This is a genomic window from Flagellimonas hymeniacidonis (assembly GCF_008040165.1).
In the GTDB taxonomy this organism is placed as follows: domain Bacteria; phylum Bacteroidota; class Bacteroidia; order Flavobacteriales; family Flavobacteriaceae; genus Flagellimonas; species Flagellimonas hymeniacidonis.
On the sequence record NZ_VRUR01000001.1, the window covers coordinates 717,650 to 739,902 of the forward strand.

Annotated in this window: 14 protein-coding genes; 6 read left to right on the forward strand and 8 right to left on the reverse strand. The window is 38.6% G+C overall.

Going from position 1 to position 22,253, the window contains the following annotated elements:
- Positions 1–10: 10 nt before the first annotated feature.
- The 8 genes from FVB32_RS03100 to FVB32_RS03135 form a co-directional block, all read right to left on the reverse strand.
- Positions 11–190 (reverse strand): hypothetical protein, encoded by a 180-nt coding sequence (locus FVB32_RS03100; RefSeq protein WP_147741118.1) that lies wholly within the window; start codon positions 188–190, stop codon positions 11–13.
- On the reverse strand, positions 183–860 hold the full coding sequence (locus tag FVB32_RS03105; RefSeq protein ID WP_147741119.1) for a hypothetical protein: 678 nt from the start codon (positions 858–860) through the stop codon (positions 183–185). The genes FVB32_RS03100 and FVB32_RS03105 overlap by 8 nt, the downstream gene beginning before the upstream one ends.
- Positions 861–964: 104 nt before the next feature.
- A complete protein-coding gene (locus tag FVB32_RS03110; RefSeq protein ID WP_147741120.1) occupies positions 965–2,053 on the reverse strand; it encodes a hypothetical protein in 1,089 nt (362 codons plus the stop codon).
- On the reverse strand, positions 2,034–2,579 hold the full coding sequence (locus tag FVB32_RS03115) for a hypothetical protein (RefSeq protein ID WP_147741121.1): 546 nt from the start codon (positions 2,577–2,579) through the stop codon (positions 2,034–2,036). Before FVB32_RS03115 ends, FVB32_RS03110 begins: the two co-directional genes overlap by 20 nt.
- On the reverse strand, positions 2,579–3,118 hold the full coding sequence (locus tag FVB32_RS03120) for an RNA polymerase sigma factor (RefSeq protein ID WP_187269532.1): 540 nt from the start codon (positions 3,116–3,118) through the stop codon (positions 2,579–2,581). Before FVB32_RS03120 ends, FVB32_RS03115 begins: the two co-directional genes overlap by 1 nt.
- A gap of 158 nt (positions 3,119–3,276) precedes the next feature.
- On the reverse strand, positions 3,277–5,226 hold the full coding sequence (locus tag FVB32_RS03125) for an OmpA family protein (protein ID WP_147741122.1): 1,950 nt from the start codon (positions 5,224–5,226) through the stop codon (positions 3,277–3,279).
- A gap of 1 nt (position 5,227) precedes the next feature.
- The gene (locus tag FVB32_RS03130; protein ID WP_246139821.1) at positions 5,228–6,148 is read right to left on the reverse strand and encodes a PorP/SprF family type IX secretion system membrane protein; all 921 of its coding nucleotides are present in this window, start codon (positions 6,146–6,148) and stop codon (positions 5,228–5,230) included.
- A gap of 38 nt (positions 6,149–6,186) precedes the next feature.
- Positions 6,187–16,299, reverse strand: coding sequence for a PKD domain-containing protein (locus FVB32_RS03135; RefSeq protein WP_147741124.1), 10,113 nt, complete (start codon positions 16,297–16,299; stop codon positions 6,187–6,189).
- Between the two features lie 1,198 nt (positions 16,300–17,497).
- Between FVB32_RS03135 and FVB32_RS03140 the strand changes: the two genes are divergently transcribed.
- The 6 genes from FVB32_RS03140 (at position 17,498) to FVB32_RS03165 (ending at position 22,228) form a co-directional block, all read left to right on the forward strand.
- Complete coding sequence (locus FVB32_RS03140; RefSeq protein ID WP_147741125.1) at positions 17,498–18,190, forward strand: SRPBCC family protein; 693 nt, start codon at positions 17,498–17,500, stop codon at positions 18,188–18,190.
- Between the two features lie 66 nt (positions 18,191–18,256).
- The gene (locus FVB32_RS03145; RefSeq protein WP_147741126.1) at positions 18,257–18,703 is read left to right on the forward strand and encodes a hypothetical protein; all 447 of its coding nucleotides are present in this window, start codon (positions 18,257–18,259) and stop codon (positions 18,701–18,703) included.
- A gap of 1 nt (position 18,704) precedes the next feature.
- Positions 18,705–18,926, forward strand: a complete 222-nt coding sequence (locus FVB32_RS03150; protein WP_147741127.1) for a helix-turn-helix transcriptional regulator — start codon at positions 18,705–18,707, stop codon at positions 18,924–18,926.
- The gene (locus tag FVB32_RS03155) at positions 18,923–19,630 is read left to right on the forward strand and encodes a DUF4386 domain-containing protein (protein ID WP_147741128.1); all 708 of its coding nucleotides are present in this window, start codon (positions 18,923–18,925) and stop codon (positions 19,628–19,630) included. Before FVB32_RS03150 ends, FVB32_RS03155 begins: the two co-directional genes overlap by 4 nt.
- Positions 19,631–19,839: 209 nt before the next feature.
- Positions 19,840–21,138 (forward strand): tetratricopeptide repeat protein, encoded by a 1,299-nt coding sequence (locus FVB32_RS03160; protein ID WP_147741129.1) that lies wholly within the window; start codon positions 19,840–19,842, stop codon positions 21,136–21,138.
- A gap of 166 nt (positions 21,139–21,304) precedes the next feature.
- On the forward strand, positions 21,305–22,228 hold the full coding sequence (locus FVB32_RS03165) for a DUF5050 domain-containing protein (protein ID WP_147741130.1): 924 nt from the start codon (positions 21,305–21,307) through the stop codon (positions 22,226–22,228).
- Positions 22,229–22,253: the final 25 nt, after the last annotated feature.

Below are 22,253 nucleotides of genomic sequence, written 5' to 3' on the forward strand. Positions count from 1 at the left end.
TGGAACTAGGTTAGCGAAGATCTTTTTCCAGTTTTAAAACCGGAATCCAAAAGAAATTTATGGCGGACCATTCTTCAGATTCTAAATGCTGTGAACTTCTTACGAATACAGCTCCATTTTCTGAAAAAACATGTCTTGATGATAGACCTTTGTTTATTGACTGATTGTTGTTTTTTGATTTGTTATTCATTGCGCAAGTGTTTTTTATATCGGTTTCTTCCCATATTGAAGACACCCACTTTAATTCCAAAACCAGCAGAAAAACCATTGATGTTCTTTACATTGTTTGGCCTTAAATCGATTTTACTTGAAAATCTATAGCGCATGCCTGCCTCTAATTGCACATATCTAGAAAAATTAAACAATAAGTTAAGTCCTGGTTCCAAAACAAAGACTTCATTCCAGTCACTCCGGTCAAAATCAATATCTACCTCACGGCGATAGTCGTCTTCTACATATACCACTGCACCAGCTCCCATAAGCAAAGGAAATGATAGGTTGATTTTTGATTGCCCAAATAAAATGGGTTCTATATGTAACCCTCCATATGCTCCTGCTAAATCCAAGATTTCAAAATTGCTATCTTGAAAATTCTGCTGCGAATAAAATCCAACTGCAGCAAAACCAACTTCAAATTGTCTGTTGGCCACATAGGCCACTTTAAAATGGCCATGATAGGTGTTTTCACCATCAATCTCGCCAAAATAGGTGCCAACCCCGAGGTACACCCCATGTACTACATTTCTTCTATCATTAAATTCAATGTACCCATCATCGTCTTGCACTTGATTATCTTGCCCTTGACTGAAAAAAAAGCAACTGAGAAGGAGTATTGAAACTAGTAATTTGTGCTGTTTCATTGTTTTTGTTTAGGTTATCGCATTAAAGACAGCTGTATTTTTAAAAGGTTGCATGTCTGCTAATTTTTTTTTAAATTATTTTGAATTGAACCATTACCAAATGGTTAATCTGTAAGTACAATTACACCTTTTATACCATTAATGGAAAAATCACCTTTTGATCCAGCACCATAGGTAGCCGAAATATCTCTAATCTTTCTTCCCGGATTGGTAACATCAGTTTTAATATTGTCAAAGGATTTTGGAACTCGTAGCAGCCCCTGCTCCAATGTTGCCCTAAAGTCAAAGGACAATCCAGAAACATTCATATTAAGCTCAGAAGATTCTTGAACAATATCAATCTGGGCATCCGACTTTTGAATGTCATGAATCTCCACCTCAGCAATTCTAAGTGTTAAAAACATTTCAGTATCTATGCTAGCAATATCTACATTGGAAAATTTAAAGTCTCCCCGCAAACTTCCTATTTGTTCAAGACTGACCTCATCTTTACTGGAGTATAATTCTAGCTTGGATACTTTCTTTAGTTTAATATCACTGCCACTACTAATAATTTTAAGCTTTTGGGCATCTTCAATATCTATAGAACCATTACTCATTTTTATATTTCCGTAGCCAATTTTTCCAAAATTGAGTTTTCCAAAACGCATATCAACTTTAGCCGTGGACACATCATCATTGATCCATATATCTCCATGCTGTAAATTGACATCTAAATCCCCTTCCCAAGCACTTATGATAATATCCCCAAACTTGTTGGTAATGTTCAATTCTGCGTTTTTAGGCATATAGACCTTATAGTCTATTTGAATATTGGACTTATCAAAATCGAACGGATTGGCCTTATTCAGGTACCTGCCAAATATGCTAGTGCTTCGGTCTGCAATCTCTGATACAATCTTAACAAAGTCTCCTGTTAAGGTCACCTCTGGTCGGATTCTATCCAGTAATTTCCTTGCATTCTCGTCCTTTCTATGGGTTACTTTTATGGCAATGGCAATTTTCAATTCATTTTTATCCCAGCCATTAACAACTACATCGCCATATTTGTTTTCTATATGGACAGTCCCCGCTGCGGGCAAGTCATAGCTCTTCTCCCATGATTTAGAGCGCTCACTTTGTGCAATAGCCATAAATGCCATAAAACACAAGAGCGTGCTCAGTAGTGCATTTTTATAGTATGTACCCCTCATAATCCGTTTCATTTTTAGAAGCGTTGATCTGTTTGAGCAAATTCTCAATCAATTCAATGCGTTTTTTATAATTGTTTACAATGGCTTCCAAGACTAGCTCATTGTCAAAATTGTGCTGCATTTCTAGCTTTAATTGTTCATATTCCTCATCCAACTCATCCATAAAGGATAAAAATTCTTCTTTGTCTTCTGCTGCTAGTTTTGGATGGTTCTGTACTAATTGTACTTGTTGATACACCAAATTTTTGTAGTGCATATCTATTTCAAACAGTTCCTCATTGGCATAGCCACCCATCCCTTGAGAAACAGGACTGCTCACCAATAAAAAAGCGGTCAACGACATTCCCAGAAGCAAAATCACGGAAGCTGCAATTCGAAACTTGCTCGATTTCCATAAAGGGATTACCCTTCCTTTTTCTTCTTCTCCCAATTGCGAAGCTATGCCTTGCCAAAGCTTGTCCTTGTCCACCTTATGGACATTAAAAGCTTGTTTGTTCTCCTTAATATATTTTTCAAAATTGTCCATTACAGTTCATTTACAATTTGAATAAGTTTCTTTTTTGCTCTATGGTACTGGGACTTGGAGGTTGAAGTGGCTATTCCCAATACTTCTCCAATTTCCACATGATCATAACCTTCTATCAGATACAGGGTTATTATCTGTTTATACCCTTCGGGCAATTGTCCCAATCCCATTTTTATTTTCTCTATTTCAAAATTTTGATTGCCTCCAATTTCTTCATCCTCTATAGGTTCACCTTCATTCTCCAAGGATGATAGCAACAACCGTTTTGCTTTTAAATGGTTAATACTTCTATTGATTACAATCCGCTTTAACCAAGCCCCAAAAGTGCTTTCAAATCTAAAAGTGTCCAACTTCTTAAATGCCTCCACAAAACTTTCTTGTAGCACATCCTCAGCATCTTCTCTTATGGTCAATAACCGCATAGCTACATTGAACATGGCATCCACATATAACCTATACAATTGGTACTGGGCATTCTGGTTCCCTGTTTTGCTTTGCTCTACCAAAGCTTGGTGCGTAAAACGTACGTTTGCTTCCAAAAATTCTGGACGGTTATTCAATGACAGCTAAAAATAATCCTATTTCATTTATTCCAAAGACAAATCAAAAAACTAAGGGTTGCATCAAAACCTACTTTAAACAAAAAAACCTCCAACTTTCGTTGAAGGCTTGGTGTATTTAGGTTGGTAATTGTTCTTTACTGCAATCTTACGATGATAAATTCTGATCTTCTGTTTACATCATGTTCTTCATTAGTGCACTTAACCCCATTGCTACACTGGTTCAACAGCACCTTCTCTCCATACCCAATTGCACTTTCTATGCGATTGGTTTCTATCCCTTGAGAAATAATGTAGCTTCCCGTAGCTTTTGCTCTTTTGTCTGATAAGGTTTCGTTATAACGGTCACTTCCTCTGGAATCTGTGTGGGCTTCAATTTTGATGACCATTTTCGGGTATTCTTTCATTACCTCTACAATCTTATTTAATTCTTGAGCTGCATCTGAACGAATATCCGCCTTGTTCAAATCAAAATAAATATTGTCAATCTTAATTTTTAACACCCCATTTTCCCGTACAATAAGCTTGTTAAGCTCCTTGGTAATTTCTAACGGAACAGTATTCACAAAATCTTTTTCATTGGTTGTATTGAATCCTGCCGCATTGGATAAAAACCCTTGCTTGGCAATTCTAATTTCATAAGCCACTTCACACTCCAAAATATTTTCAAAACTGAATGCTCCGTAGGGATCTGTGCTTGTTTTTCCCAAAATAGCACCATCTGCAGAAACAAGTTCCACTATAACGTTTACAATGGGCTGGGCATTGGCTTTTCTGATGACACTTCCCTTTACAGTCTGTTCACAAGCTTCTTCCAATCGCTGAAAGGAATATATATCATCATCTCCTTTGCCTCCTTCTCTATTGGATGAAAAATAACCGCGTTGTGATGCCTCATTTACAATATAGGCAAAGTCATCCCTATTGCTATTTAATGGTTTCCCAAGATTGTTGGGAGTTTCAAACCCATTTCTTCCCAATTCACTCTCAAAAACATCCAAGCCACCAAAACCTAAATGCCCGTCTGAAGCAAAATAGAGTTTTTCTTCTGTGACGTAAGGAAACATTTCCCTACCGCTTGTATTAATGGTTGGCCCTAGATTTCTGGGTTCCGAAAAACTACCATCTTTATGAATCTCTACCATAAAAATATCGGTGCCCCCAATACTTCCTGGCATATCAGAAACAAAGAAAAGAAATCGCCCATCTGGGCTTAAGGCCGGCTGCCCCACAGAATATGCATCACTATTAAACGATACTTCGATAGCGGCTGTCCATTCCCCACCTTGAAGCTGGGAGGTGTACATTTTTAAATGATTGGTGCCTTCTCCATCTCTACCCAAGGTTTTGTTTGCATAATTGTTTCTGGTAAAATACATCACATTCCCTTCGGGAATAAAAGTTGCTACTGCCTCATGGTATCTGGTATTCAATATTTCTGAAAATTGAACTACTTCAGCCAAATCTGAACCAAGGTCATTGGTATCGGCCATAAAGAAATCCAAATAGGGTTGTTTGTTCCATTCATAAACCCGTGTCTCATATTTTAATGAGTCTCGGCTTGAAGAAAACACAATTTTATCTTTATAATACATCGGTCCAAAATCTGCGACTGGCGTATTAATGGCCAAATTGGAGATATAGAATTGCGGTTGTCGGTTCAGTAACTCATCCAAGGCTTTATCATTGTTTTTCAATTGATCTACCGTAAAGTCTGATGTATCCAATTTTTGGGTATAGATTTTCATAATGGCTTTTGCCAGCTTGTAATTTCCAACTCCCTTAAGTGCATGCACGTATCTGAAAGCGTATTCAGGTGAAAGGATGTTCTCATATTTTGAAAATAATACCCCATACCATTTAGCCGCATTCTCCATATCAGTATTGAAAAAGTAGGCATCCCCCAAACGTTGCAATACATGCTGGGAATCATCTCCTTTTTGTACAATACTCTCATATTGTTTTGCTGCCTTTACATATAACAGGTTGTCAAAATTTATATCGGCATCATTGTACTGTAACTGGGCGTGCATCATGCTCCCCAACAATAAAAAAAGTACAACTATATTGGTTTTTATAGCTTTCATCTTAGTAAAATCTAGGAGATTTAATTCGTTTTTCTACCGTTTTAAACTCGTATCTCAGGAACACTTCGTGCGTGCCACTGGTGTAACTTCTCAAATCTGATGTTGTAAGATCGTATGCATAACCCACGCTTAAGTCAGGGGATATTTGAAGCCCTAAAAGTGCTGAGAAGGAATCGTCCCATCTGTAGGCCAAACCTGCGGTAAAAGTCTCCATAAGCATGGCGTTTGCGGAAATATCTGCAATAACAGGTGCGCCCGGTACCCACTTTACAAAAAAGGCCGGTTTAAACTTGATATCTGGGGTTAAATCAATAATCTTTCCGCCAATCAAGAAATAGTGTAACCGTTCCGAAGCAATTTCCTGTTCTTGCCCATCGTAATGATCTTCTGAAAAGAAATTGGGAACAGCAAGACCTAAATAACTGCTGGTAGTATGATAATACACTCCTGCTCCTATTGTTGGAAAAAACTTGTTTTCAATATTATTCTGAAATGCCACATCTGGATTTTCAACCAATCCTTTGGTAAAATCCACATTGAACAATCTCCCCCCTCCTTTAAGGCCAAATGAAAGTTTTTTGCCTGTGTCATCCAATTTCACGGTATATGAAAAATTAGCATCCACAAAAACCTCCGAAGAAGGTCCTAAACCATCATGCGAAAGCACAAGTCCCAAGCCAACATTGTTACCCATTGGTCCATCGACCGCTAAAACTTGAGTGGTTGGTGCACCATTGACACCTACCCATTGCGAACGATGCATGAGAAGTGCTGTAAGATGTCCGCGTGAACCTGCATAAGCAGGGTTTACACTTAATGTGTTGTACATATACTGCGTAAACTGCGGATCCTGTTGTGCAGAAGCTATAAAGCTTGTGAACAGTAGTGCGAGTAAACAGATATATTGTAATTGCTTTTTCATTCTTTGTGCTTTTTTGACTGTACTTGTGCCCATCCTTTCTATCTGTTTATGTATAACCAATCCGTTCTGGGCTCCGAGCCGTCTCCAAGGTCCAGCACATAATAATAGGTGCCTACTGGTAGTAAATCTCCTTTTTGTACTGTTGCTCTACCTGTAGAGGTTCCATCCCAGTCATTGTTATAGGAGCGTTGTTCGTATACAATATTGCCCCAGCGGTTATACACCTGAAGCAAATTGTTGGGGTATCTTGTGATACAGTCAATTTTAAAGAACTCGTTGACACCATCGCCATTTGGTGAAAACTCATTATAGACGGTCAAACATGAAGGTTCTACTGATGCTTGATCGGTATCATTGGCATTGTTTACATCCAACTGATCTACAAAGGCCAAACTTGCCGTGTTTACATAATCGTTAATGTCTAACACCTCAACGGTGAGCTGTAGGTTCGCTGTTTCTAAAGCGTCTAGATTATCAATCTCCCAAAAGCCTGAGATTTCATCATAAACTCCATCCGAAGCTTGCGAAGTAATCAATCGGTATCCTGATGGCAATTGCTCCGCCACACCGATATTGGTTGCAGATAGATTCCCTTGATTGCTAGCTGTAATGGTAAAAACAACCTGGTCACCAATTTTTGGAGAGCCATTATCCACGGTTTTTGTAATCGCTATATCCGTAGTCTGCGGCGTTACAAAAGCAATGGCTTCATCATCATCGCTAATTCCATCTGAAAGGTCATCCACATCAATACTTTGATTTATATTACTATCCGGATCTGCTAAATCGCTTGCAGTTATTTCTGCGACATTCAAATATTCATCAGTAGTTCCTGTTGGTGTATTTACTGTAGCTAGCACGACCAATGTTTCTGTACTTTGATTTAAAATAGTCCCATTGATATTCCATATTCCAGTATTAGCATCATAGACTCCAGCAGTTGTGATATGGGATTGGTATGTATAACCAAGTGGTAACAAATCTGTAATCACTACACCCGTTGCATCACTTGATCCATTATTGTTGACATTTAAAGTGAACTCAACCACATCACCAACATTTGGCGTTGGATTGTCCACAGTTTTGGTCAATGATAAATCTGCAAGTCCATCAGGAACTGGAACAACCGTATCTTGATCGTCTTCAGAATTTAGTTTATTGTTAGGCGTTGAATCAGGATCAAAAGTGTCCAAAGCAATCAACTCTGCCGTATTTCTATAATCACCGCTGGCCAAAACCAAAGCAGTAATCTGCAATGTTTCTGAAGCTCCATTTGCAATGTTGGACAATGCCCACCCACCAGTAATACCATCATAGATACCTGAAGAAGTTGTTGCGGACACAAAACTGTATCCAGATGCCAAAGCATCTTCTATCACCAGACCTGAAGCGTCATTTGGGCCAGCATTGTTTATCGTTACAGTAAACACTATTTGGTCTCCTACCAATGGACTAAGGTTATCCGCAGTTTTAGTTACTGAAATATCGGTTACTGCTCTAGGTGTTGTGGATTGTTCATCTTGATCATCCTCTGCCAGCACATTGTTCCCAGGGGTGGAATCAGGGTCTAATTGTATGGCAGCTATTACTTCTGCGCTATTCACATAGTTTCCAGTAGCGTTAACTTGAGCTATCACATTCAAAACAGCATTATTTCCTGCCAGAACCGCTCCTACATTCCATAATCCACTGGCCGAACTGTATGTTCCTCCAGAATCATCAGAGATATAGGTATATCCTGATGGCAATGCATCTGAAACCACAACGTTTGTGGCATCACTAGGCCCATCGTTGGTCAAAGTGACGGTAAAGGTCACGTTTGAACCAACATCTGGAAATTCATTGTCCACGGTCTTGGTCAATGCTAAATCCGAAGCTGGGATAGGTGTTGTTCCTGCACTATCTTGATCGTTTTCAAAAATGTTGTTATTGTTTGGAGTAGAGTTTGGATCCAAGTTATTAGAAGAGAACACTTCCGTAACATTGAAGTAGTCACCAGTAGAATTTACTGTTGCAACAATGTTTAATGTTTCCGTAGTTCCATTGGGTATTACTCCATTCAAATCCCAAATACCAGTTGCTGGGGTATATACTCCAGCTGTTCTGTTGTTCGATACGTAGGTATACCCAGAAGGGAGCAAATCCAAAACTTCTACACCAGTAACATCACTTGGTCCGTTGTTAGAAATGCTAACACTAAAAATCACTTCTTCACCCACTAATGGACTTAGAATATCCACTGCCTTGCGTAAAACAAGATCGGACACCAATACTGGAATAGGTTCTATGGTTTGTTGATCATCTTCTGTATCATCGTTGTTTGCAGGCTCGGAATCAATATCCGTTTCTGTCAAATCTGTTAATTCGGCAATATTGGTATAGTCCCCATTGGGAAGTACATTGGCTGTAATAACAATAGTTTCTGAGGCTCCATTGGCCAAATTGCCTATTGTCCATGATCCATTTAAAGGTTCGTAAACTCCATTGGTTGGAACTGCGCTTACGAACTCGTAACCGGATTCTAGGAAGTCGGTTACCACAACATTGGTTGCATCATTTGGACCATCATTTAATACCGAAACTGTAAACACTATTTGATCACCAACATTCGGTGTTAAATTATCAGCAATTTTTGTTACTGAAATATCGACCAAAGGTCTAGCATTAACTACGGCATCATCTTGGTCGTCTTCTCCAGCCACACTATTGTTTGGTGTAGAATCACTGTCTTGTTGGTCATGCGCAGTTACTTCTGCAATGTTGGTATAATTACCAGTAACATTAACGGTTGCAGTAATATTCAAGGTTTCTGTAGCTCCACTTGACAAAGCTCCTACATCCCAAACACCAGTACCACTAGTATAATCTCCACCTCCATTATCGGAAACATATGTAAATCCTGATGGAAGTAAATCGGTCACTTCAACGGACGTGGCATCACTAGGTCCTGCATTGGCAATCGTCAAAGTAAACACCACATTGGTATTTACATCAGGATTGGCATTATCCACATCCTTGGTCAAAGAAATGTCCACTAATGCTTGTGGATTGATTACCACTTCGTCTTGATCATCTTCTGCTAAAACTCCATTACTTGGGGTAGAATCAATATCAAAAGCATCTGAAGCCGTTATTTGAGCAGTATTGATATAGTTTCCTGTAGCATTTACTAAAACATCAATGATAATCGTTTCTGATGTTCCACCAGCTACTGTTCCCACTTGCCACTCTCCTGTGGTGTCATTATAGATTCCTGCCGTCGCGCTGTATAAAACATAATCAAAGCCAGTGGGTAATTGATCCGTTACAACTACATTGGTAGCGTCCCCTGGCCCAATGTTCGAAACAGTTATCTCAAAACTTATTTCATCTCCTACGTTGGGCGTGAGGTCATTATCAACTACAATTTTTGTTAAGGAAAGGTCAGCCTGTATTGGTGCTGCAGTAACAGCATCCTCGTCATCTTCACTCTGGTTCCCTGAATCGTTATTTGGAGTACTGTCAACATCAAACTGGTTACTTGCTGTTACTTCGGCGATATGTGTAAATTCACCAGAAGCACCAGTTGGGGTTAACACTTCCGCATTAAATGTAAGTACTGTTGTATTTGTGCCCAAAGGAACAGTGAGTCCTGTCCACGTTATTATTCCAGAACCAATACTAAAGGTCCCTCCACTGCTTATTCCTGTAATACTTCCATATCCTGGAGGCACTAGATTTTCAATAGAAACTCCAGAAGCACTAACATCTCCCAGATTGCTCAAATTGATTGTAAAGGTGACTACATCACCAACATCTGGTGTTGTGTTACTTGCCAATATCTCCAATTCTAAATCAACTACTTGAGGTGTTACCACAAAAAAGTCTTCGTCATCCTCATCTTGATCGCCGTCATCATTTCCTGGGTCACTATCCGGATCAAACTGATCTACAGCAGCTATTTCAGCAGTATTTAAATATTCATCTGTACTTCCTGTAGGTGCATTTACTGTTACTTCATAAGAAACAGTTGTTGAGCCTACTGCCAATGAAGCAATATTCCATGTTAAAAAAGTGCCTGCAATCGCAGATCCTCCATTATTGATTGTGCCCAAGGTATAGCCAGAAGGAACAATATCTTCTAAAACTATATTGGTAGCAGTATCTGGACCAGCATTGGTAATCGTTAATTCAAAAATTACCGTGTCCCCAACATTCGGCGTAGCACTTGAAGCAGCACTTATATCTTTTACCAAGCTCAAATCTGCAGCAGTTGGTACAACTGTCTGCGCATCTTCATCATCCTCATCTTGATCTCCATCATCATTGTTAGGCGCACTGTTTGGATCAAATTGGTCCACAGCTGTAAGTTCAACTACATTCACATATTCTCCAACGGCTCCTGTGGGAGGATTTATAGTAGCTTGATATGTAAGTGTTGTTCCTGTTAAAGGCACATTTGCCAAAGTCCAAATAACCTCTGACCCTCCAAGGTTAAATATTCCGCCATTAGAAACCGAGCCACCAACAATAGTGTAACCCGAAGGAACCTGGTCTTCAATTGATACATTAGTTGCAATGCTAGGTCCAGCATTGTCAACTTGAACCGTAAATGTTACTACATCTCCAATATCTGGAGTTGTATCACTTACTGATTTATCCACTGAAAGGTTCGCAACTTGCGGTGTTATGGTCAAACTCGTTTCATCATCATCCGCAATGGCATCACCTAGATCATCCGCTCCAGGGCCTACTGTAGGGTCACTATCTGGATCAAGTTGGTCACTTGCCGTAATTTGTGCACTATTGGTATACTCTCCCGGAGTACCCGTTGGGGTATTCACCGATGCTTGATAAGTTAATGCAATATTTCCGCCAGAAGGAATAAACAGTCCGGCCCAACTGGCAGTATTTCCAAGTAAAGAACCTCCGCCATTTACCGCAGCGAGCGTAAATCCAGCAGGTAGCACATCTTCAACGGAAACACCTGTTGCATTATTTGGACCAGAATTGGATATAACAAGCTCAAAAGTTAGCATATCACCTATGTTTGGCGTTGTAGATCCAACTATTATATTTTTTGCAATACTTAAATCTGCCTCTTCCAAAACGGTCAAAGACACAGAATCTTCATCGTCTTCACTTTGATTTCCATCATCATTGGCGGGTGCACTATTGGGGTCAAATTGATCCACCGCAGTAATTTCCGCGGTATTTACATATTCATTGGAGGCGCCAGTAGGTGCATTTACGGTTACTTCATAAGATACGGTAGTCGTTCCTACTGCCAATGACCCTATATTCCAACTTATGGTTCCTCCAGAATTGGTTCCTCCATCATTTATGGTTCCTATAGTGAATCCGGAAGGCACTATATCTTCAAGGGTAATATTTGTTGCGGTATCTGGACCAGCATTCGTAATTGTTAATTCGAAAACTACGGTATCACCAATATTTGGTGTTAAACTTGACGATGCGCTAATATCTTTGGAGAGACTTAAGTCAGCAGAAGTAATTGTGACTTCTGCAGTATCTTGGTCATCTTCACCAGCCAGACCATTGTTTACCGTTGAATCGATATCAAAAGTATCATTGGCGGTAATCTCAGCTGTATTTACATAATCCCCGGAAGCATTAACAGTTACATCAAAAGTTAAACTCGTTGTAGCCCCGCTCAAAACAGAAAGGTTGGACCATGTAATGGATAAATCTCCTACATTAAATATTCCACCATTACTTACTGTTCCAGGCACCAAAGAGTATCCTGAAGGGATAACATCCCGTACGCTTACACCGGTAGCATCAGATGTACTGGATGCATCATTGTTGAATACATCCAAAGTAAACGTTACAGTATCACCAGGGTTTGCTGATGCAGGTAAAACTGATTTTGTAAGTTCTAAATCAATCCCTACTAAAGAGACTTCTACAGTATCTGATACTGGAGTACATATTCCATTTGAGACTGTCCATTCAAAAACATAGATACCAGAATTTGCACCAAAGACTTCGGTATTTGGATCATTCTCATTCACAAAACCTACCGTGATTGGTCCAGAAACCTGAGTCCATGTCCCTATTCCCACTGTTGCTGCATCTGCAGCCAAAGTGACGGTAGAAAATTGATTTAATGATTGGTCTATACCTGCATTTGTGCTAATAGGATCTGCATAAATGACCACTTCCATGGTATCCGTAAACGAACACCCACCATTAACAACAGTCCATGTAAATTCATAAGTGCCCGGTTCTAAAGTATCAATTAAGGTTGTTTCGCTATTTGGTGTGACGATATTGGCAAGTGTTCCCGGAGCACCTCCAAATCCTGGGCCAGCTGTTTGTGTCCAAGTTCCTGTCCCCACTAAAACAGATGTAGCTGCCATATTGGTCTGGGTGGCAGCGCAAAGTTCTTGATCAGGTCCAGCGTCTGCCGTTGATGGGGCATTTGCAGGAAATGTTATGCTTACTGTATCTGTTGAAGGGTCGCAAGCAGATGGACTATCTACAAATGCAATTCCATTATGAGCAACCGTCCAAGTTAAAACGTATGTTCCGGTTGCTGTAATATTTGATAAGGTGGATGTGGGTGAATTTAAATTATCTATCACAGCCGCACCTCCGGAAGGGTCCGTGGTAAGTGTCCAAGTTCCTGTTCCAGAAGTTGGCACTACCGCATTTAATTGTGCATCTAACTGACATGCATTGTTTTGGTCTGGACCTGCATCTGCTGTAGATGGAACATCGTATACTTCAATACGAACCACATCTGACGTATTAAAACAAAATCCTGATTCAAAATTCCATTCCAAGATATAGGTTCCAGGTATGGTCAATCCAGTAATTGTAGAAGTAGGGTCGTTAACGTTGGTGATTACTGCTGTACTTCCCACAGGTTGTTCCGTAAAACTCCATGTAGCTTCGTCTACATCATCTGGAGGGGTGTTTCCTGCCAAAGTAGTTTGGTTGGCTACAGCCAAATCCCCAATACATAAAAGTTGATCAGGGCCTGCATCTGGTAATATCGTTGGCAATCCACTTGATTCCACAACAATCTCGTCAAAAGTATTTCCACAACCTGTGGAACCGGGGTAATCCGTTGTAAATCGAAATCTATAAGGAAAACCAAAAACAATGTTACTTATTTCAGCAACATTGCTATTTACTGGGTTTTGTGATATTGTTGCTGTTGATGGTCCTGATATTTGAGTCCAAGTACCAGTAGATCCAAATGTGGCTTCCAACAAAAAGTTTTGTACTTGACATAGCTCCATGTCAGGGCCGGCATCCGCTGGAACAAAAACGTTCACAGTTTTATCAGCAAAAGTTGTGGGACAATTGCTATCGCCAGCTATGGTCCATCTAAATGTGTATGTCCCTGATACCATTCCTGAAATCATGGCATTTGGGTCATTAACATTTGAAAAAGTAGGTGTATTAGGCGCTCCGGAAAGCAGTGTCCAATATCCTGTTTCAATATCGCTGTTAAATGGATTTCCGTCTAGGGTAATAGTTGTTGCTGAACAAATCGTTTCCGTAGCTGTTGTAACCGCAGCTATTGTTGGTGGAATCCCAACGCTTAAAATTACTTGGTCCGTATCCGTTGAACAGGTGCCATTGTTAGCAGTCCATTCAAAAATATACTGCCCTGAAAAAGTAAATGTAATTTGTGCTGTTGGGCTAGTATCGTCATCAAAAGAGAATCCTCCTGGACCAGAAACCTGTGTCCAAATACCACTGCTTCCAACAGAACCGGTAGCATCCATAGTGAAAACAGCTTGGCATTCCGATTGATCCGGTCCGGCATTGGAAACTGCACTTGGCCCAACGGTAACTTCCACATCATCAGTGGTTGCTTGGCATCCTGGCGTATTTTTTTCTATCGTCCATGTGAGTGTATAACTCTGCTCTATAGTAATGGTAGCATCTGTATCAAACTGGTTACTATTATCAAATGCAATTCCCAATGCAGGTACTGCAGTCCATGTGCCTGTTTCGTCCCCTGCAGGCTGATTCCCCGCCAAGGTAACCGTAGTAGAGCCCGTACTTAGGCATTGATCTGGACCTGCATCAGCCAGGGTTGGTCCTTGCGTAGCATTGGTAAAAATAGTTACGGTATCTGTTCCCGGATTGGGACAGGTTAGGTCATTTGGATTGGCAATGGTCCATTGAAAAATATACGTTTCATTTGGATCATCTAATCCAGATACCAATGTTTTTGGGTCATTTTCATCTTCAAAAACAATACTTGCTCCTACAGGAGCTGTATCTACCGTCCAAGTACCCACTAAGTTTGATGATGGCGGCGCATTGGCATCCAATTGTGTAGGTGCACCAAAGCAAATGGTCTGATCTACTCCCGCTGCCGTTGCTACTGCCACATCTGATGATACCACTATCTCAACAATGTCCTCCGCTGATGGCGAACAGGCACTACCTCCTGAAATTCCATATTGGAAACTGTACGTTCCAGGAATTAAATTTGAAACATTTGTAGTTCTAGAATATGGACTTGCAATTGTAGCGGTATTGGGTCCGCTAATCTGGGACCATAATGAATTTCCAACAACCACAATATTTCCTGTGATATCCGTATCCGTAACATTACATGCTAATGTTTGGTCGGTTCCTGCATTGGAAGCTGTTGGTGTTAGGGCAACTGTCACATTAATTGCATCGGTGGCCACATTACATCCAGTTTGAATCGTTCCGCTTAAAGCTCTTCGTAATAATATGGTATAGGTTCCTTCAACATCAAAATTTATAGTTAAAGGCGTGCCTCCTGTATTTGAAAAGTTATTTGGGTCAACCAAGGCTGAACCACTTGGTCCACTAATTATACTATACGTATTGGTTCCGTTTCCGGTTGTCGCAAAGGGAATATCTACGCTTGTTACGCCGCATGCGGCAACAATATCGTTACCTCCACCAGCAGGATTAGCTGTAATTGATACAGGATTGGTTGAATATCTCACTGTAGCAGTCGCAGAATCACTACAAAGTGTTGTGGAATTTGCTATGGTATAGGTGAATTCATAAGTGCTACTGCCATCCAAGCCTGAAATTTGGGTGGTACTGGAATTTGGATTAAGGATATTAACCCCGGCGACTGGACCTGAAGTTTGAGTCCATTCGGCAGTTTCTCCTGTAAATTGTGGTGTAGAACCCACTAAAGTGGCTGTGGTAATACCAGCATCGCAGTAACGTATGTTATCATCTTGAATTGTGGCGGTTGAAATATCTTGGGTGGCAGGATCAACATTTATTGTTACCGTATCTTGCCCATTGGCACATGGGCCGCTCACGGACCATCTAAATTCGTAGGTCCCTTCTATAAGGTTAGAAACACCTGTATTATTGCTGGTTGCATTTGCAATAGTCGGCGCATTGGGGCCGCTAACAAAAGACCATGTTCCCACCTGACCATTAATATTGTTCCCTCCAAAACTTGCCGCCATATTGGTAGATTGCGTTACTGTGTAGCAATTGTCCAAGTTTTGGGTAGCACCTGCATCTACCACTGATACGCCACCATAATTGGTAACGGTTATTGTTGATGATGACTCACAAAATTGTCCTGGCGCATAGTCTACACCGGTTATAGTCCATTGTAGGGTGGTATTTCCTGCACTCGTTTCTGCTAAATTTAAAGTTGTTGTCGGGGAGGTCGGGGAATTGATGGTCACCCCAGCATTATTACTTCCAACAATAGTCCATAAGCCAGTTTCACCAGCATTAAGTGGAGCATTTGCATTTGTTGTAATTATTCCGGTATTATCTGGACAAGAAGCAATATTACTTCCTGCATTGGATGTGGTAATAGGTTCCACGGTGATATCTACATCTTGAAATTGTGGTGTTCCATCGGTACAGGTAGCACTAAGTCTGAATGTATAGGTGTTACCCCCTACTAGACCTGTAATTCCAGTATTTAGATTGGTAGGTGCATTGATAATCACAGACGGGCCCCCAACTTGTGACCATACCGGTCCGGTTTGAACAAGTCCAGAGGAGGATCCAGACAAGGTAAACGTTCCATCATTTTCGCAGATTGTCTCTGGTATCCCCGCATTGACTGAACAATTCTGAGCGTAGCTCAACTGAAATGAAATGAGCAAAAACAGAAAAAACAAGAGAAAATTTCCTTTTTTTTCGGGGGCTAGAAGTATGTTCATAGTCAAAAAAATGAGGTTGTTCTTAAGGTGTAAGAATATTCAAACATATCTACTACCATCCGTTAAAAGGAAAATATGTTGTATTTCATCGATCATTTGTTGTGAAACATCGGATAATCGATGAAAGGTTTTAATAATCTTTAACGTTTTCTTGATAATATAGGCTATGCAGGCCATTAAAGTGAAGTGATAATAACTTCAAAGCTTGTTGATTTCAAGGTAATTACGATACAAAAAAGAGTTTTGTGCAGATGTTAATTATGAAAACTGATTTAAGCAAAAAATTGAAATCAAAACTTAGAGAGTATACTAGATAAATCAGGGCAATTAAAAATGAAAATAGTCCTACAAAATTGCTGCGAAGCTTTTATTAATTGTATTTATTCAAAAAATAAATACGTTCCTCACAAACGAAAATAAAAAAAGGCTTGATAATAATTTATCAAGCCTAATCTGTACTCGAGGTGGGAATCGAACCCACACTCCAAAGGAACTGGATTTTGAATTCAACTTAATTCTTTTAATAACATTTTAACTATTTTATAATCAACATTTTAAATACATTGATAGTTGATTAAAATCTAAAAATACTCTGAAGGTAAGTAAATGTTTTACCTATGTTCTACCTGTATTGTACTTTTTCATCTCAACCTAGGTTTCAATACTATTTTTTAGCTAAATGCAAACATTGCAATAGAATTCCAAATAGAAAAAGAACTGGATTATTTCCAAAATAATTATCATTTAGACGAATCCTTTCAGTCCCATAAAAGGTCAATTAACAAAACTATTAAAAAAGACCAGGAATGGCACTCTTTGATAACGGATTCAATCTTCTACAAGAATAGTCTTAAAAATCGGCCGTTTTAGGAAACACAAGATTTATTCTTAAGATTGAATAACAAATAAACTTTGTGGCGGCATATAGGTGCAAGTATATTGTTTATCGACTACAGACGTTGCTATACTGGCGTTTAAGTATTTAAAACACATAATATACCTGTCATTACCATGGGCAATTTTTAAACACCCAAGCAACAATCAAGAACACATTTTACTTTTTTGACACTGATATATCATGGATGATTATTTGTAAATAAATGTTAAATATATTTTACAATAAGTATATAATACTTTACTTTGTGTAAAATATATTCAACTTCTTATATCAATCAAATAAAATCGAGTAATTAAAATCATGGAAAAAACAAAGGCGAATAAATCGAATTGGATCAAGATAATATGCTTAGCAATAGTGATTATAACTTTCTGCCCTGCATCCATTGCTCAAGATCAGGAGACTGATAGTCATGAGTGGAAATTAATTAAGAAAAAGAAGAATAAGAAGGAGGTAGAAGGTTGGAGTCTTTATAAGCGGAAAGTTTCAGGTTCCAAATTGCATGAGTTCAAAGTTGTTGGACAGGTAAATAGTTCCATGAAAACAGCCCAAGGCACCGCAATGGAGATGTTTACCGATTCAAGTCTCTACTTCTCTAGAAAGGGGAAACCAACTGGAACCTTTAAAATTCTGGAACAAACGGAAAATGAACTTACACTCTACTCATACATGTACGGCCGTGCTTTTGTAAAAGATAGAGATGTAGTGGTAAGGTATTCATTATATGAAGATCTAATGGGGAAGGCCATGGGAGTAAAATGGCATCAGGTAGATGTAGCAGGATATGAGGCAACCGATAAGGTGGTCAGAATGCCAGTAGACATAGGAGATTGGAGATTTAAAGAAATTGATCACAATAGCTGTATGGCATCGGGTACATTTCGGTTTCATCCAGGCGGCAATCCTCCTGCGTGGATGATAAACATGATGGCTAAATGGGTAATTCCTAGTGAAATTGTGCACTTGAGGGAGTTTGTAAAATCAAAACCCTAAGAAGTGGGAGCATACATTATTAATGCATAAGTTCAACGGATACGATTCCTTTAAATAAAATCACATATGACAACACAAGAAAAACGGCCAATTATATTTTTGGTTATTGATACCATTACGTTTCTAGGTTATTATGCAATTCTATTGAATGTTTATAACAGCAAGTTGACGGATATGGGAGAACTACCCTTTTGGGGAGCATCCATACTATTATTGGTGCCCGTAATGATTCTTTCGAGAATTGTGTTGTACCTGTTCTACAGCATACTGAATTCAGTCATTACCAAAAAGAGGGAAGAAAAGTTTCTTACGGACGAATTTGGCAAACTGATAAAGCTAAGGTCTACCCGAAATTTTAACAACACTTTTATGGTATGCTTTTTAACAACGATGGGGTTTCTTGTTCTAGGAATATCCATTACGACCATGTTCAAACTACTTTTCTTTTCAATATTCGCTTCCTTTATAGTACAAAATCTATCTGAACTTTATTATACAAGAAAAGGTATTTAAAATGAAAGACACCAACATCTCCAATACCATTAGAACATTACGGTTTCTTACCAATGAAATGACCCAGCAGCAATTGGCAGAAAAGGTTGGGGTTACGAGACAAACAATAATGGCTATTGAAAAAGGAAAATATTCTCCCTCCTTGGAATTGGCTTTTAAGATTGCTGGAATTTTTAATAAGCCTCTTGAAGAGGTATTCACTTATAAAAAACAAATAGAATGACGAATATCAAATTACAAAAAAACGCATTATTTGCAGGGCTATCTTACTTGATTCTCGCCATAACAGGGCTTTATGCTCTTATGTACGCCCTGCCTCAAATAAAAATTGAAGGGGATATTGCAAAAACAATCATAAATATTAATAACAATCCATTTTTGTTTCGGATTGGAATAGTTAGCATTCTTGCTATGAACATCGTTAGTATTCTACTTGTAATCTATCTATACAGATTACTATCGAAGATCAACAAAACAATGGCATTATCCATGCTGATCTTAATGCTATTTGGTGCAGGTGTATCTGTATTAAATGAAGTTAATCATTTTGCTATGTTATTGATAAATAGCATAGATAGCTTCTCAATAGAAGAAAGCCTAAACCTAACAAATTTATTCTCTACAATTCACAATCATGGCACTCACATTGCAGTAATTTTTTGGGGATTATGGCTTTTTCCTCTTGGAGCCTTAATCTATAAATTGGATACCCGAATCTCAAAATTCCTGGGAGTTATGTTACTATTTGCAGGAGCTGGATACACGTTGGATTCAATCTTCTTGTTTGTATATCCAAACATACTGAAACCAACACTTTCAGACTATACTTCATATGGTGAAATTTTACTTATGATATGGCTTTTACTCAAGAGCAATTCCATAGAAAAGTTGGTGTTTGCCAGAATCAACATTAAAGCAAACAATTAAGAATTGAGTCAAGACGAAAATATAACCGGATAATAGTTTTTGTGCTTTTAAGGGGTGTGTAGACAAATAAAATTTGTTCAAAGAAACATGTTCTTTAAATCATTTTTCTAGTAAAACATTGAGTTTTGACAATGAGATTGCCTATAGAAAAGCGAACCGGTTTCCGACATAGTTCTCAATTTATTTTCAAACAGAAAAGCTTAAAATAAATGAAATTATTAAAATTCTTTTTAGCCCTTGGTATCTTGCTTAATTTCTCTAACTCAAATGCGCAACAAAAGGAAACGAGCAACCAGTCGATTTTAAACAAGAAACAATCAATCACATTAACCTACGCCCAACAGGATGTAATTCATTCAAAAATTCTAAATGAGGATAAAAGCATCAATATTTTTCTTCCTGAAGGCTTTCACAAATCATCCGAACGGCATACATATCCTGTTCTAATGTTGCTCGAGAACGAGTTTTTCCATATGGTTTCGGGAGTTGTGAAACATTTAAGCTCAGTAGAGAGAATGCCGGAAACTATTGTAGTTAGTCTAACCGATGGAGCACACATCCCCAAATTATATACAAACGGAAGTGATTTCTGGCCAAAAGACTGGAAACAACTGCCATTTGGCGGAAATCCAGACCCTTTTACAGCCTATCTAAAAGAAGAATTATTTCTCTATTTAAAAGAAAACTATCGTGCTAATGATTTTAGAATGGTACTAGGACTTTCCACGACATCGATATATCCATTACACGCATTTGCAAAAGAAACCGATTTATTTGATGTTTATATTGGTATTGCTTCGGGCGATATTCTTGGAATGGGTTATAAGGACGGAGAAAGTTTTATTGATGTATTTATAAGTCAATTCGAAAAGGATAAATCACTGTATAACAATAAGTATTTATACCTGACATCATCAGATTCGGATGACCGTAATGGTTCCCACAAAATTAAAGACAATTTGGAATCTTTAGAAAAACGTCTATCCTCCTATCGCTCTCCGAATTTCAAATTTATTTCTAAGACATTTCCTAATGAAGGACATTATGATTTGGCTTTACCAGCTTTACATGAAGCCCTAAACATGGTGTTTCCAAATGAAAGATGGTCAGCGAAATATAGAGATATCATAGAAAAACCAGGAACAGCAATGGAAAACTTAGATAACCATTTTCAAAAGTCTTCAACAGAATATGGTTTTAAAATACTACCAAGAGCAGAGCGCTGGAATAGTGTGAATAGATTAAGTTGGATAGGTCCAAATCTACTAAAACAGGGAAATGCTGCTGAGGCAATTGAAGTTATCGAACGTTGGGTTGAATATTCCCCAAAATCAACTTTGGCCTTAAATGAACTCGCAAAAGCCTATGAGGCAAATAAACAGTTTGACAAAGCAATTTCAGCGTTGGAAAAAATATATAAAATATCATCAAACTTAGATGAGCTTGAATGGAATGAGTATCAAACTCTAATAAATCAATGGAGAGAAAAAGTCAATAAACAAAACTGATGGCCAAAACACTTGTCAACAGCGTATAAAAAATAATTGCGGTTTAGTGCTAAAGCAAAGATGGTTTCGGGTTCGTTACGGCCGATTCTCTTTAGGAGAAACCTCGCACACAAAACAGTAGCCATAAAGCTAAACTTGGTAATGAACTTTTAAAAACCAATATTCTGTGAGAACTAAAAAATTGGATCATGTAAAAATCTTATTCATTTTAACTTCCCTAATTGGCATTGCTATTTCTTGTCAGGAAAGAAGTAAATCTAAATCAACTTCCCATACAATTGCTTATGCCTCAAATGTCTCAGGTGAATCAAGTAAAAGAGAAATATATTTAACCAATATTGAAGGTACATCAAAAGTTAAAATTACAAATCCACTTAAAAGTGGTGGTGGCTATTTAGCATGGTCTCATGACGGAAAACGCATCGCTTTTTATGCAAAATACGATGACAAGAAGACATGGTCTATTCATACAATAAATAATGATGGTACAAATTGGAAGAGATTAACTCATGCAGATGGTAAATGGGATAGTTCACCTGCATGGTCACCTGATGGAAGAAAGATTGTATTTGCAAGATATTACAAAGATTCGACGGGACTGGTGAATGACGAAATCTGGGCCATGAATTCAGATGGAAGCGAACAGACTCAAATAAAACCACTAAGCGGTGGAGGCCCTTGTTTTACACCAGATGGTAGAATAGTCTTTTACTCAGAATCCAAAGATAAAAAAAGTGAGATAAGTATAGCCAATATAGATGGCAGCAACATGATTCAACTAACCAATAACGATGCTGAAGATTGGCATCCTGAGGTTTCACCAAATGGCAAGCAAATAGCTTTTGTGTCCAAAAGAGATGGTAATCAAGAAATTTATAGCATGAATATAGATGGGTCCAATCAAAAACGATTAACCTCTAGTGAAGTTGATGATTCTCATCCATCTTGGTCACCTAATGGCTCAGAACTAATTTTTCAATCAAAAATGGATGACTATTGGAGTACTTATATTATGAACAGGGATGGTTCTTCAGTAAGAAAAATTATTAATAATGGGTCATCAGCTGTATGGTTAAAGAAGCAAAAATAATAGCACCCATACATGTTCATTAAAC

What these genes read in the sequence shown, in the direction of transcription:
- FVB32_RS03100 (WP_147741118.1), bottom strand. Translation starts at nt 190, where the DNA reads ATGAATAACAAATCAAAAAACAACAATCAGTCAATAAACAAAGGTCTA.
- FVB32_RS03105 (WP_147741119.1), bottom strand. Translation starts at nt 860, where the DNA reads ATGAAACAGCACAAATTACTAGTTTCAATACTCCTTCTCAGTTGCTTT.
- FVB32_RS03110 (WP_147741120.1), bottom strand. Translation starts at nt 2,053, where the DNA reads ATGAGGGGTACATACTATAAAAATGCACTACTGAGCACGCTCTTGTGT.
- FVB32_RS03115 (WP_147741121.1), bottom strand. Translation starts at nt 2,579, where the DNA reads ATGGACAATTTTGAAAAATATATTAAGGAGAACAAACAAGCTTTTAAT.
- FVB32_RS03125 (WP_147741122.1), bottom strand. Translation starts at nt 5,226, where the DNA reads ATGAAAGCTATAAAAACCAATATAGTTGTACTTTTTTTATTGTTGGGG.
- FVB32_RS03130 (WP_246139821.1), bottom strand. Translation starts at nt 6,148, where the DNA reads ATGAAAAAGCAATTACAATATATCTGTTTACTCGCACTACTGTTCACA.
- FVB32_RS03135 (WP_147741124.1), bottom strand. Translation starts at nt 16,299, where the DNA reads ATGAACATACTTCTAGCCCCCGAAAAAAAAGGAAATTTTCTCTTGTTT.
- FVB32_RS03140 (WP_147741125.1), top strand. Translation starts at nt 17,498, where the DNA reads ATGGAAAAAACAAAGGCGAATAAATCGAATTGGATCAAGATAATATGC.
- FVB32_RS03145 (WP_147741126.1), top strand. Translation starts at nt 18,257, where the DNA reads ATGACAACACAAGAAAAACGGCCAATTATATTTTTGGTTATTGATACC.
- FVB32_RS03150 (WP_147741127.1), top strand. Translation starts at nt 18,705, where the DNA reads ATGAAAGACACCAACATCTCCAATACCATTAGAACATTACGGTTTCTT.
- FVB32_RS03155 (WP_147741128.1), top strand. Translation starts at nt 18,923, where the DNA reads ATGACGAATATCAAATTACAAAAAAACGCATTATTTGCAGGGCTATCT.
- FVB32_RS03160 (WP_147741129.1), top strand. Translation starts at nt 19,840, where the DNA reads ATGAAATTATTAAAATTCTTTTTAGCCCTTGGTATCTTGCTTAATTTC.